At 63.0% G+C, this 11,677-nt stretch carries 13 protein-coding genes; 6 read left to right on the top strand and 7 right to left on the bottom strand.

What is annotated here, in order from left to right:
* Nucleotides 1-3 precede the first annotated feature (3 nt).
* Nucleotides 4-1,092, top strand: coding sequence for an RIP metalloprotease RseP (rseP, locus tag SIL87_RS03500; protein WP_319612830.1), 1,089 nt, complete (start codon nucleotides 4-6; stop codon nucleotides 1,090-1,092).
* Between the two features lie 23 nt (nucleotides 1,093-1,115).
* Here rseP and SIL87_RS03495 read toward each other — a convergent pair whose 3' ends face one another.
* Together SIL87_RS03495 and SIL87_RS03490 are read right to left on the bottom strand one after the other, a co-directional pair.
* Entirely contained in the window at nucleotides 1,116-1,625 is a 510-nt protein-coding gene (locus SIL87_RS03495; protein WP_319612829.1) for a DUF1269 domain-containing protein, read from the bottom strand.
* A gap of 105 nt (nucleotides 1,626-1,730) precedes the next feature.
* Nucleotides 1,731-2,291, bottom strand: coding sequence for a nucleotidyltransferase family protein (locus tag SIL87_RS03490; protein WP_319612828.1), 561 nt, complete (start codon nucleotides 2,289-2,291; stop codon nucleotides 1,731-1,733).
* A 109-nt stretch (nucleotides 2,292-2,400) separates the two neighbouring features.
* Here SIL87_RS03490 and SIL87_RS03485 point away from each other — a divergent pair, with 109 nt between their 5' ends.
* From SIL87_RS03485 to SIL87_RS03465, 5 genes are all read left to right on the top strand, one after another.
* Nucleotides 2,401-2,955 (top strand): type 1 glutamine amidotransferase domain-containing protein, encoded by a 555-nt coding sequence (locus SIL87_RS03485; RefSeq protein WP_319612827.1) that lies wholly within the window; start codon nucleotides 2,401-2,403, stop codon nucleotides 2,953-2,955.
* A 71-nt stretch (nucleotides 2,956-3,026) separates the two neighbouring features.
* Nucleotides 3,027-3,485, top strand: coding sequence for a DoxX family membrane protein (locus tag SIL87_RS03480; RefSeq protein ID WP_319612826.1), 459 nt, complete (start codon nucleotides 3,027-3,029; stop codon nucleotides 3,483-3,485).
* A 12-nt stretch (nucleotides 3,486-3,497) separates the two neighbouring features.
* Entirely contained in the window at nucleotides 3,498-3,944 is a 447-nt protein-coding gene (locus tag SIL87_RS03475; protein WP_319612825.1) for a cupin domain-containing protein, read from the top strand.
* Nucleotides 3,941-4,846: an SMP-30/gluconolactonase/LRE family protein gene (locus tag SIL87_RS03470; RefSeq protein ID WP_319612824.1), complete on the top strand. Its 906-nt coding sequence runs from the start codon at nucleotides 3,941-3,943 to the stop codon at nucleotides 4,844-4,846. Before SIL87_RS03475 ends, SIL87_RS03470 begins: the two co-directional genes overlap by 4 nt.
* Entirely contained in the window at nucleotides 4,843-5,598 is a 756-nt protein-coding gene (locus SIL87_RS03465; protein ID WP_319612823.1) for a VOC family protein, read from the top strand. The genes SIL87_RS03470 and SIL87_RS03465 overlap by 4 nt, the downstream gene beginning before the upstream one ends.
* Here the strand turns inward: SIL87_RS03465 and SIL87_RS03460 are convergent.
* The 5 genes from SIL87_RS03460 to SIL87_RS03440 form a co-directional block, all read right to left on the bottom strand.
* A complete protein-coding gene (locus tag SIL87_RS03460) occupies nucleotides 5,579-7,147 on the bottom strand; it encodes a GMC family oxidoreductase (protein WP_319612822.1) in 1,569 nt (522 codons plus the stop codon). The genes SIL87_RS03465 and SIL87_RS03460 overlap by 20 nt on opposite strands.
* 74 nt (nucleotides 7,148-7,221) lie before the next feature.
* Nucleotides 7,222-8,301 (bottom strand): ABC transporter ATP-binding protein, encoded by a 1,080-nt coding sequence (locus tag SIL87_RS03455; protein WP_319612821.1) that lies wholly within the window; start codon nucleotides 8,299-8,301, stop codon nucleotides 7,222-7,224.
* Nucleotides 8,301-9,137 carry a sn-glycerol-3-phosphate ABC transporter permease UgpE gene (gene ugpE, locus SIL87_RS03450; RefSeq protein ID WP_319612820.1) on the bottom strand — a complete coding sequence of 279 codons (837 nt, stop codon included), beginning with the start codon at nucleotides 9,135-9,137 and terminating at the stop codon, nucleotides 8,301-8,303. The genes SIL87_RS03455 and ugpE overlap by 1 nt, the downstream gene beginning before the upstream one ends.
* Nucleotides 9,134-10,012 carry an ABC transporter permease subunit gene (locus tag SIL87_RS03445; protein ID WP_319612819.1) on the bottom strand — a complete coding sequence of 293 codons (879 nt, stop codon included), beginning with the start codon at nucleotides 10,010-10,012 and terminating at the stop codon, nucleotides 9,134-9,136. The genes ugpE and SIL87_RS03445 overlap by 4 nt, the downstream gene beginning before the upstream one ends.
* Nucleotides 10,013-10,269: 257 nt before the next feature.
* A complete protein-coding gene (locus tag SIL87_RS03440) occupies nucleotides 10,270-11,610 on the bottom strand; it encodes an extracellular solute-binding protein (RefSeq protein ID WP_319612818.1) in 1,341 nt (446 codons plus the stop codon).
* Nucleotides 11,611-11,677 lie beyond the last annotated feature (67 nt).

The following is an 11,677-nucleotide window of genomic DNA, read 5'->3' as shown; positions in this document are numbered from 1 at the left end:
GGAATGATCGAATTTTTCCGCGCTGTCGTCGCCTTCATCGTCGTGCTCGGGGTGCTCGTGACCGTTCACGAACTCGGGCATTATCTGGTCGCGCGCTGGCGCGGGGTCGCGATCGAGACGTTTTCGGTCGGGTTCGGCCCGGCGCTGCTCTCGCGCACCGACAAGCACGGCACGGTCTGGAAGCTCTCGGCCATTCCGCTCGGCGGCTATGTCCGCATGAAAGGCTGGGCCGAACTGGGCGGCGAGACCAAGGGCGAAGTCGCACCGGACAGTTTCCGCACCAAATCCCTCGGTTCGCGCGCCGCCATCGTCGCCGCCGGGCCGGCGGCGAACATGGTGCTGGCCTTCGTGCTGTTCAGCGCGATATTCGCAACCTCCGGCGCGCCCACCGTTCTGCCGGTGGTCAGTCAGGTGATGCCGCACACGCCGGCGGCGGCGATCGGCATCGTCAAGGGCGACCGGATCACCAGCGTCGACGGGCAGAAGGTTTCGAGTTTCGAGCAGATCGAGCGGCTGATCGCGCCGCGCCCGGATGACCGGATCGCGATCACCTATACCCGGGACGGCGTGGCCAAGGGTGCGAACCTGACCACCGCCTCGCGGATGGATCATGGCCAGCGGATCGGCGAGCTTGGTATCGTGGGTGCCGATGTCGCGTTCCGCCGCCTGTCCCCGCCGGCCGCGATGCGCGCCGGGGCGATCGAGACCTATGCCGCGACCGCCGCGACGCTCGACGGGTTGTGGAAACTCGTCGCTTACCAGAAAGGCGTAAAAAATCTCGGCGGCCCGATCCGGATCGCCCAGATTTCAGGCAAGGCGGCTTCGCTCGGCCTCGCCGATTTCGTGTCCTTCATCGCGCTGCTCTCGCTCAATCTCGGCCTGATCAACCTGATCCCGATTCCGATCCTCGATGGCGGTCATTTGCTGTTCTACGCCGCCGAAGGGCTGTATGGCCGCGCTTTGCCGCGCAAGGCCCAGGAAATCGGCCTCCAGATCGGAGCCGCGATTTTGGCCAGCCTGATCGTGTTCGTCACCTGGCACGATCTGGCCCATGTCGGGCTGTTCCACTTCGTCTCGCATCTTCTCGGCTGAACAGCCCGTCGCACGTCGTTCGATCAGGCGCCGACGTCGATCGTCGCGCGGTGGCCGGCCAGTGCGTCGCGCAGCGCGGTCTCCTTGGTGTGATCGAGCGAGGTGCGCAGCACGGTGCCGCCCGCGCCCTGAAGATCGGCGAACACCTTGTCCGCCGTCATCTTGCGGATCAGCAGGAACAACGCGGCCCCGCCCGGCGGCAACGCCTCGGACAGATCCTTCATGAACCGGTCGTTGATCCCGAAATCGGCCAACGCGCCGCCGAGCGCGCCGGCACCCGCCCCGATCGCCATGCCGACCAGCGGCATCAGGAACAGCAGCCCGATCAGCAGGCCCCAGAATCCGCCCGAGGCCGCCCCCACCGCCGAGGGATGGAAAATCTGATGCAGTTTGACATGGCCGTCCGGCTGTTTGACCGCAACCACGGCGTCACCGAGTTCGATCAGGTATTCCTTCTGCAATGACATGACCTTGAGGCGGGTTTCCTCGGCCTGGGCTTCGGAGGGAAAGGCAATAACGATCAGATCGCTCATGAACGCTCCTTGATGGTTGTGACGATGGGGAAATGACTCCTCATGAACATGGTGGCGGCCACCCCCCGATCCGCATCACGATTTGTTGGTCCTCGCCCGGATCGGTCAGCGCGACTCGATATGCAGCCAGGGCCAGCGCGCCTGGTAGGACTGCGCCTTGACCATGTACCGATCGAGGCTCGGCGCATGAGGATTGGGGCGCAGGATGCCCCGCCAGAGGTCGGCAAGACCATACGGGGCATGGACGGCGTGATCGGCTGCCGCAATGCCGATACAGGTGCAGGCGACGAGATACCGGTCGATCCCGTCCGCAGCGGTGGTCAACATCGGATAGGGGCTGCCGAACCGGGAAGGGTACCACAGATGCACCCGCGCCTGATTACGCAGTTCGATCCGGGCCGGGAGGTCGGCGAACAGTTTAGCGGCGCGGCGGATGAGGCGGTCTTCCGCCTCGTATGACAGGTCGGGGTCGAAATAGGCGATATCGTAATCGGCGACAGCATGCGCCGGATCGGCACCGGTGCGATGATTCCAGACCGCCTGAAACACCGACCCGGCGACGAGATAGGCCTGATCGAGCGCGAGTTCGGGCAGGCGTTCGAGAATGGTCCGGTTGACCGGATTGAGCAGGGCGATCTCGCGGACCGCAGCGGGGGTCGGGTCCATGCCGGTTTCCATCGGGCGGGTGAAGAATGAGACATGCGGGGCGATACGGGTTGCACACGTCGCACCAACGCATGACCTTTCGATCGAACTAACTGGAAAGGAGAATCACATGTCTCTCGATTCGATCAAAGTGGCTATTCTGGCGTCCGACCGGTTCGAACTGGCGGAGCTTGAACAACCCCTGAAAGCGTTGAGACAGGCGGGGGCGACCGTGTCGGTCGTATCACCGCATGGGGGTGAGATTCAGGGCATGAACCATCATGATCTTGGCAACAAGGTGAAGGTTGATCGTGCCCTGAGCGATACCAGACCCGATGAGTTCGATGCGCTGATGCTACCTGGCGGCGTCGCCAACCCCGATGAGTTGCGGACCATGCCGCGCGCGGTCGCGTTCGTGAAACACTTCGCCGATGCCGGCAAACCGATCGGGGTGATCTGCCACGGATCGTGGACGATGGTGGAAGCCGATGTGGTCAAGGACCGTCATATGACCTCATGGCCCTCGCTCAAGACCGATCTGTTGAACGCGGGAGCCCGCTGGGTCGATCAGGAGGTCGTGGTCGATCAAAATCTGGTCTCGTCGCGCAAGCCGGATGATCTGCCCGCCTTCAACAAGGCGTTCATCGAGCTGCTCGAACATCGTGGCGTGCGCAAGGCGGCGTGATCGCAGCCTCGCTTGTCCCCGACTGCGCGGCTGGCCATATCCTTCGGAAGAGTGGTGAAGGATGAACGATCATGTTGATAACCCTGGCGGTGCGGTTTCTGTTGGTCGTGCTGTTTTTTCCCTTCAGCGCACTCGACAAGATGCTGAACTTCAAGGGGGCGGTCGGTCAGGCGCAGCAGTTGTTCGGGCGCAATGTGCTCGCCACGCTGTCGATCCTGATCGGCCTGTTCATCGAGATCGTGATGTCGCTCGGGGTGATCACCGGCGTGGCGGATCGTCTGGCCGCGTTGATTTTGGCCCTCTATTGCATGGCAACCGCCGTGCTGTTCAAGCAGTTCTGGGCTCCAGGCGATTTCTGGCATCGCGGCGAGAGCAAGGGGCGCGATCTGTTCTGGGATTTTCTCAAGAATTTCTCGCTCGCCGGCGGGTTCCTGCTGATCACCTTCGGCACGACGATGCACGGCACCGGCGCGATCCTTGCCCATCCGTTCGGTTCGACCCACCCCTATGCGGCTGTCAGCCGCTCCTGAGAGGAGCCGACCATGTCGGATGACGCCCCCACCATTCCCTACTGGCACCTCTGGACCGACGCCGACGGCGTCAGCCACCAGACGAAATGCGCCCTGACCCATTTCGAGATGAAGGCGATGGGCGCGGGTGCCGCGCCGCAATGGCAGGGCAGCCGGACCCATGACGGCATGACCGTGATGGTCACCGTCCAGCCTGTCGGCTGGGTCGGGGAATGGCATGAGAACCCGCGGCCGCAATGGATCATTCCCCTGTCCGGACGCTGGTTCGTCGAATCGATGGACGGTACCAGGGTCGAGATGGGCGCGGGCGAAATCTCGTTCGGCGAGGATCAGAACACGACCAGAACCAACGGACGAACCGGGCATAAATCCGGCACCATCGGCGATCAGCCGGCGGTGCTGATGGTGGTGCAGTTCGATTCACCCCCAACCGTCGGGCAACCCTGCCGCTTCGCATGAGCGCCATCGAAATCATCGATCCGCGCTTTTCCCGCTATATCCTCGATAATGCCGAGCTTGAAGTGCTCGCCTCCGGCTTTCGCTGGATCGAAGGGCCGGTCTGGATGGGGGACGCCGATTGCCTGCTGTTCCAGGACCTGCCGCGCAACCGCACGATGCGCTGGAGCGAGGATCACGGCGTTTCAGTCTATCGCGCCCCCTCGGATTACGCCAACGGTCAGACGCGGGATTTGCAGGGGCGATTGGTTGCCTGCTCGCATCATGGGCGGTGCCTGTACCGGACCGAGCATGACGGGTGCGTGACCCGACTGGTCGCGCATCACGCGGGCAAGCGGCTCAACGCGCCCAACGACGTCGTCGTGAAATCGGACGGCAGCATCTGGTTCACCGATCCGCTCTATGGCCTGCTCACCGATTACGAGGGCGGCCGCCAGACCTCGGAACAACCCCCGGCGGTCTATCGGTTCGATCCCGAACGCGGCGATATCCGCGTCGTCGCCGATGATTTCGACGGGCCGAACGGCCTCGCCTTTTCGCCTGACGAGCGCATCCTCTACATCGCCGAAACCGGCGATCAGACCCAGAAGGCGCCCCGACAGTTCATCCGCGCTTTCGATGTCGCTCCGGATGGGCGATCCCTCGGCGAAGGCCGGTTCTTTCATCAGGTCACCCCGGGCTACGCCGACGGGTTCCGCCTCGATGAGGACGGCAATCTGTGGAGCAGCGCGGCGGATGGGGTGCATTGCATCGCGCCGGACGGCACGCTGCTCGGCAAGATCCGCCTGCCCCATCGGGTCTCGAACCTCACCTTCGGTGGGTTGCACAAGAACCGCCTGTTCATCGGCGCGTCGCACACGCTCCATGCGATTTTTCTCAACACGCGCGGGGTGCAGCAGCCATGAAACCGGTCTTGCACGGCATGCGGCTGATGACGCGCGACAGGGTCGCCTGCACCGACTTCTATTGCACGGCGCTCGGCTGTTCCGCCGATCAGGACGGGCTCCGCCTCGGTGAGCAGCGCATCTGGCTCGAAGTGGCAAACGGCGCGGATTATCCGCAACCGCGCGCCAGCAACGACCCGTGGTTTCAGCACTTCGCCATCGTGGTCAGCGATATCGGCGCGGCGTTCGAGCGTGCCTCGCGCCACGGCGCAACCGCGATTTCAACCGTCGGCCCCCAGCTTCTGCCCGCTTCCTCAGGCGGCGTGACGGCCTGGAAATTCCGCGATCCCGAAGGTCATCCGCTTGAATTCCTGCAATTTCCGCCCGATGCCACGCCAGCCCACTGGCAACACCGCAGCGGCCTGTTCCTCGGGATCGACCACACCGCTATCGTGATTGCCAACACGCTTGCAAGCGAGGCCTTCTACCGCACACTGGGCTTCGAGCGGCTCGCGCAGACCCATAATCACGGCCCGGCCCAGGCCGCGCTCGATGGGCTGGCGGCACCGCAGGTGCTGGTCACCGCCATCGGCATTCCGGGTCAGGCCGCCCCGCACCTCGAATTGCTGGATTATTTCAGCCCGGCCGCCGCAACCGGCAGTTGGACCGAGGCCGATGTTGCGGCAACCCGCATCGTCGTGAACGGGGCGCCATCGCTCACCCGCGACCCGGATGGGCATTTCATCGAAAGCATCAGCCCAGCCGCTCCTTGATCCGGTCAGCCATCCGCAACGCGTTGGCGATGATGGTCAGCGTCGGGTTGACCGAACCGATCGAGGGAAAAAACCCGGCATCGGCGACGTAGAGATTATCGATCTGATGGGTCTTGCAGTCGAGGTCGAGCACCGATTGCGCGGGGTCGGTGCCGAACCGCAGCGTGCCCGCCTGATGCGCCGTGCCGCCCACCGGAATATTCTTGCCGAAATAGAGCGAACGATCGAGCATTGCGAGGTTGGGACCCGCCTTGGCCATCGCCGCCTCCAGCTTCTTTTTCAGCCGGTGATGCGCCTCCATGTTGTTCGGCACCAGATCGAGGAACACCTTGCCGCCCCGGTCGATCGTGATGCGGTTCTCGCCACGGGGCAGATCCTCGCTCGACAGCCAGAAATCCATCGAATGCCGCGCCATGGTCTCGAACGGCATTTCCGGCAGGAAGCTCAGCCAGGACGGCAGCGATTCCCCCCTGATCTGATCAGGATGCGAGGTTGCGCACATCTGGATCAGCCCGAGCGGATAATCCCAGTCATCGGCGCCGAAATAATAGTCGCTCACCGCCAGGGTCTTCTGGAACACGGTGTCGTTGGGTTCGCGCAGCAGCGCCATCAGCACCGACTGGTTGTGCCGCATATAGTTGCGCCCGACCTGATCCGACCCGTTGGCAAGACCGGTCGGATGGGCATCGTTCGCCGAACGCAGGAACAGCAGCGCCGAACTCAGCGCGCCGCACGCACTCACCACGATATCGGCGGATAGTCGTTGGCGTACCCCCTGATGGACCAGATTGACGCCGGTGATGCTGCGCCCCTTCGGATCGGTCTCCAGCGTATCGACATAGGCATCGGTCAGCAGCGTCACGTTCGGATGCATCGCCAGCGTCGGGTCGATGCACATGACCTGCGCATCCGCCTTGCCGTTCAGCAGGCAGGGAAACCCGTCGAACGCATCACAGCGGATGCAGGTGCTGGTCGGCGTCGGTTTGCCGTCTTTCTCATCGAGCAGAATACCGAGCGGCAGATGGAACGGATGCAGACCATCCCGGGTGAAACTCGCCGAAAGCTCCTCGATCCGCGTCTCGTGGGTAACCGCCGGATAAGGGAAATCGCCGCTCGACCATGGCTCGTTCGGGTCCTCGCCGCGCTTGCCGTGGACATGGAACAGCCGCTCGGCCTCGGCGTAATACGGCTCGAACACATCGTATTTCAGCGGCCATTCCGGGGAAATGCCATCCTTGTGCACGATGGTCTCGAAATCCCGCTCGCGCAGGCGAAACAGCGCCGCCCCGTAAACCTTCGAATTGCCCCCGACATAATAATGCAACCCGGGCTGGAAGGTATCGCCCTTGCGGTTATGCCAGACGTCCTTGGTCTGATACGCGCCATCGACGAAGACGGTCTGCGAATCCCAGTTCTTCTGGCTGCGTGGCAGATAGCCGCCGCGCTCCAGAATCAAAATCCGCTTGCCGGTCGGCGCAAGGCGCTGGGCGAGCGACGCCCCGCCCGGTCCCGAGCCGATAACGATGACGTCGTAATGGTCCTGCGTCATGCCGATCCTTTCGCGCGAAGCTGGTTGCCGCGCACAGATGGGCACGGCACAGGCTCAAAACGCGGTTTTCGGCTTCACGAAATTGTGGGATCGATCCGATGCGTCGTTACCGGGTCGAACACATGCAGATGCGACGGCGGCAGAACCACCGGCACCACCGCCTCGCCGGTTGCCGGGCTGGCCACCCGGACGAGAAACACGCTGCCATCCGGCGTCGTGCCATGGAGCAGAGTCTCCGAGCCAAGCGGCTCGACCAGATCGATCGCCAGCATCGTGCTCTGCGGGCCGGTGCCGATCGTGACATGCTGGGGGCGGATGCCGATGATCAGCTTGCTGCCATCCGGCAGATCCCGCCGCCCATCGGCGAACACGAGCGTCGGACCCGCCGCCAGCACCGCCGCCGTGCCGCCCTGCGCCAGAGTGGCGGCACAGAAATTCATCGCCGGCTCGCCGATGAAACTCGCGACATAAGTCGTCGCCGGCCGGTCGAACACCTCGATCGGCGTCGCGATCTGCGCGGCACGACCTTCGTGCATCACGATCAGCCGATCCGCCAAGGTCATCGCCTCGATCTGGTCATGGGTCACATACAGGCTGGTGATGCCGAGGGATTTCTGCAGCTTGCGGATATCTGCCCGCACCTGCACCCGCAATTTCGCATCGAGGTTCGAGAGCGGTTCATCGAACAGGAACAGCTTCGGCTCGCGCACGATCGCCCGCCCCATCGCAACGCGCTGGCGCTGCCCGCCGGATAATTCGCGCGGCTTGCGGGTCAAAAGACCTGTGAGCCCCAGCGTGGCCGCCGCCGTCTCGATCTTGGTCCTGATCGTGGCGCGATCGACGCCCTTGAGCTTCAACCCATAGGCCATGTTGTCGAACACGCTCATATGCGGATAGAGCGCGTAATTCTGAAACACCATTGCAATGTCGCGCCGCGCCGGTTCGACATCGGTGATATCCCGCCCATCGAGCAGAATCCGCCCCGCACTCGGCACCTCCAGCCCTGCGACCAGCCGCAGCAAGGTCGATTTACCGCAGCCCGAAGCGCCCACGATCACCAGCATCTCGCCATCGGCCAACATCAGGTCGATCCCATGCAGGACCGTGGATTTTCCGAAGGATTTGGCCAGCCCCTCAAGCTGAAGCGTCGCCATTACTTATCCACCTCGGTCAGCCCGCCGACGAACCAGCGCTGCATCGCCACCACCACCACCACCGGCGGAATGATCGCGAGAATCGTGGTTGCCATCACCAGATTCCATTGCGGCAGCTGATCGGTCGTGATCATCTGCACGATGCCGAGCACGATCGGATCGAGCCGGCCATTGGTCGCCACCAGCAACGGCCACAAATACTGGTTCCAGCCATAGACGAACAGAATGACGAACAGCGCCGCCAGATTCGGCGCCGAAACCGGCAGCAGGATATCGAAAAAGAACCGCATCGGCCCCGCGCCATCCAGCTTCGCCGCCTCGACCAGCTCATCCGGTATCGCCAGAAACACCTGCCGGAACAGCAATGTCGCGGTCGCCGAAGCGATCAACGGCATGGTCAGCCCGGTGAACGTGTTGATCAGATGAAAATCCGACATCACCGAATAGGTCGGAATGATCCGCACCTCGACCGGCAGCATCAGCGTGATGAAAATCAGCCAGAACGCCACCATCCGGAACGGAAACCGGAAGAATGCAATCGCAAACGCCGACAGGGCCGAAATCACGATCTTGCCGATCGCAATCACCATCGCCATCCCGAAACTGACCATCAGCATGTGCCAGACCGCAACCCCGCCCTTCGCCGCATTGCCGAAGCCGAGCGCGCTGAAAAAAATCCCCAGGCCGGCTAGATGCGGCACCAGCGAAATATCGCCCCGGTTGATCGCCCCCGCCGACTGCGTCGCCCCCGCGAACGTCACCCATAACGGAAAGACGAAAATCGCAACGCCGATCAACAGCACGATATGCGCCAGATAATCCGGCCTGCGGTTCATGCCGCGCGCTTCCCGGTGAACCGAAACTGCACCGATGTCAGCGCAATGATGATCGCCATCAAAATCACCGACTGCGCGGCCGACCCGCCAATGTCGAGGTTCAGAATCCCGTCGCGATACACCTTGACCACCAAAGTCTCGGTCGCCGTTCCCGGCCCGCCCGCGGTCAATGCGAAAATCAGGGCAAACGTGTCGAACGCCGCATACACCACATTCACGATGATCAGAAAAAACGTCGTCGGCGCCAGCAACGGCCAGATCATGGTGCGAAACCGGTAAAACCCCCGCGCGCCATCCAGAGTTGCCGCCTCGATCACCGAACGCGGCACCGATTGCAGCCCCGCCAGATAGAAGATGAAATTATAACTCACCTGCTTCCACGCCGCGATCAGAACCACCAGCAGAAACGCCTGATCGGCATGAGTGGCATAATTGAAATCAAGCCCGAACCGCGCCAGCACATTGGTCACCATGCCAATCTGCGGCTGCATCAGAAACACGAAAATCACCGAGGCAATCGCCGGCGCAATCGCATACGGCCAGATCAACAAAATCCGGTAAATCCGCGCCCCCCGGATCGCCCGGTTGGCAAACGCCGCCAATACCAGACCACCCCCCATCGCCAGCACCGTCACCGCAACACAAAATACCCCGGTCCGCAGCAACGCCTCCCGATACGTCTCCGACTGAAACAACTCGATGAAATTCGCCAGCCCGACAAAACTCGTGTTCAACCCGAACGCATCGGTCGCCCGCACACTCTCGGCAAATGCCCGCCACGCCGGCAACAGAAAAAACAACACGGTGATCGCCAACTGCGGCGCCACCAACACCGCCGGCAACACCCACCCCCCAAACAACGTCCGCCGCTCCATCGCCGCTTATGCTCCGGCGCTTCGGTCAGGAAGGCCAGCAGGCCAGGGGCTCTGCCCCTGGACCCCGCTAAGGGCGCGGCCCTTAGAACCCTTGAGTTTTAGGGGGAGGAGGGCGGTCCAGGCCAGATCCGTCGAGAGTCCAGGACATCGCCCTCCTCCCCCTAAAACTAGTGGATTCCAAAGGCTCCGCCTTTGGCGGGGGTTCAGGGGGCAGCGCCCCCTGACCTGCTGGCCGTCCCGACCCGCAACCCGGTGCATCAGCCGTGGATCGAGCGGGCGAAGCGGTCGATCACGGCCTGGCTGCGGTGTTGGGCGCGGGCGAGTGCGGTTTTGGCCGGGGTATTGTTGGCGATGGCGCGTTCCCATTCTTCTTCGATGATCACGCGGATTTCCGGCATGCCGCCGAGGCGGATGCCCCGCGAGTATTTGGTCGGCTGGCTGCGGGTGAGTTGTTTGACTGCGATATCGGTGCCGGGGTTGGCGGCGTAGAAGCCTTGTTTTTCGATCCGTTCGTTACCGGCGGTGGTGACAGCGACGTAGCCGGTGGCTTTGGCCCATCCGGCATCGTTTCTCGGGCGGCTGATGTAGCGGAAGAACTCGGCGACGCCGGTATAGTCGGATGTGGTGCGTCCCGGCGCGGTCATGGCCCAGAAGGCGGCGCCGCCGATGATCGAGTTGATCGGGGATTTAATGATCGAGGGGTGGTAGGGCAGGTAGGTATCGTTGAATTTGAACGTGGCCGATTTTTTCAGCTGGCCGTAGATCGAGGATGAATCGAAGGTGATGCCGGCTTTGCCGGAGTAGAAGATCGGGCTGGGCGCACCATCGCGGCCTTCGTATTTGAACAGGCCTTCCTTCTGCATGGCGAGCAGGGTACCGAGGTTTTTCTCGAACGGGGCGGTGTCGAGCTTGAGGGTGGGTTTCGGGCCGCCGAAGCCATCGTTGAGGGTGGCGTATTCGACGTTGTGGATCGCGGCGAACTGCTCGAAGTGTACCCAGGTCGGCCACGAGGTCATCACCGGGATCGGTGCGGCGCCTTTCGCCTTGATCGCGCGGGCCGCCTTGATCACGTCGTCCCACGTGGCGAGCGGGGTGGTTTTGGGGTCGAGCCCGGCTTTTTCGAACACATCCTCGTTGATCCACATCGTCGCGGTCGAGGAATTGAACGGTGCCGCGCCCATTTTGCCGTCGTTCAGGCTGTAATAGCCGCGCACCGCGGGGATGTAATCGGCGGGGTTGATATCGACGCCGGTGGTTTTGGCGAGTTCGTACACATCGACCACCGCGCGCCCGGCGGCGAGCATGTCGGCGGTGCCGACATCGAACACCTGGGCGATGGCCGGGGCTTTGCCCGCCCGCCACGCCGCGATGGTCGCGGTCAGCACTTGCGGGTAGGTGCCTTTGTAGACCGGCTGGACCAGATATTTCGCCTGGCTGATGTTGAAGGATTCGACCAGCGCCTGCAGATCGTCGCCCAATGCGCCGGCCATGGCGTGCCAGAGCGGGATCGGGGTTTGCGGTGCGCCGGCGGAGGCGGTGGTGGCGCGGGCGGCCAGCATGGTGGCGGGTGCGGCGGCGAGCAGGACGCGGCGTTTCATGGTGAGATCCCCTTGTGACGAAGCACGCCGCTTAGCGCGGCTTGATGACCTCGGGATGACATATCAG

This window comes from Acidiphilium acidophilum (genome assembly GCF_033842475.1).
In the GTDB taxonomy this organism is placed as follows: Bacteria; Pseudomonadota; Alphaproteobacteria; order Acetobacterales; family Acetobacteraceae; genus Acidiphilium; species Acidiphilium acidophilum.
The sequence above is the reverse complement of the archived record's forward strand: the minus strand, read 5'-3'. Positions and strand labels throughout refer to the sequence as shown.